General features: G+C 57.9%; 1 protein-coding gene and 1 pseudogene. Both read left to right on the top strand.

Annotated elements, in window-relative coordinates; all coding sequences use genetic code 11:
• A partial coding sequence (locus I5W_RS11090; RefSeq protein WP_044529258.1) for a CesT family type III secretion system chaperone occupies positions 1-383 on the top strand: 383 nt, incomplete at its 5' end.
• A gap of 35 nt (positions 384-418) precedes the next feature.
• A pseudogene (locus tag I5W_RS11085) lies at positions 419-1,019 on the top strand (hypothetical protein); the annotation flags it as partial.

Genomic DNA, 1,019 nt, shown 5'->3' with positions numbered 1-1,019 from the left:
TGGCCGGACATGCGCAACTGGAGATCGACGGCATCAACTTCACACTGATGGACGGCGCTGCCATGGAGGAGGGGAGCCTTGCGTACTTCTGCGACTTTGGTCCCATTCCCGACAACGGCGACCGCGCCGACATCCTGCAGCGCCTGCTCGAATGCAATCTACTGATGTTTGGTGTGGGTACGCCCACCTTCTCGGTCAACTTTGAGACCGGTCACGCCATGCTGATGGGACGCGCCGAACTGGCGCAGATCGACGCGCAAAAATTGGTCAATGCCTTCATCCACTATGCCGTCCAAGCACGGCAATGGCAGCAGAACCACTTCCTGGAAAGTACCAGACGTACCAGGTCCAAGACCCAACACAGGCTTTTTAGCGCGGCGTAAGCCACGTATGAGCGCATTAGACAACGGAACATATCATGCACATCACAAAGGAAATCACGCAGGCCGACGTCTTGTCGCCGACTCGCGAGGCCGCATCGACGTCAGTACCGGCGGGCGCCAGTGCGACCATCAGCATCAGCCTCACGCCGCCGTCGGCCAGCCTGGTCGAGATCGTCCAGCAAGAGCAGCCGGCAGCCCAGGAACTGGCTGACCTGCCGCTGGCGTCAGCGGCCGAAATGGCTCGCGCCGGCGATATCGAGCTTCAGCAGATCCTGAACAATTACCTGCATGTCAAGAATCGACCGATCAATCCCGAATACGCATTGGCGTTCGTCAAGGAACAGCAGACGCAACTGGCAAAGCCACAAGCGGAGCAGGACTGGAGCCGCGCTCAGGAACTCTATCTGCAGATGCAACACATCACCCCCGATCAATTCGAGAGGGTCGTGGGTGGCGTCTTCAAGGGGGGCTGGGTAGGTTCGGGTACGGTCTACGCGCTGAGCAGTCAATTGGGCAATTTTCTTTCCGTGCTGCCTTCCATTTATACCGCCTCGGTTCCGCGCGAAGACCTTAAAAATCATCCGGTCCACTATGCGCTGGTCAATCTGTGCATGCAGGTCGGTTTTTCACTGATTA

Source organism: Herbaspirillum sp. B65 (genome assembly GCF_000333555.1).
In the GTDB taxonomy this organism is placed as follows: Bacteria; Pseudomonadota; Gammaproteobacteria; order Burkholderiales; family Burkholderiaceae_D; genus Herbaspirillum; species Herbaspirillum rubrisubalbicans.
This window is presented reverse-complemented; position numbering and strand designations above follow the sequence as displayed.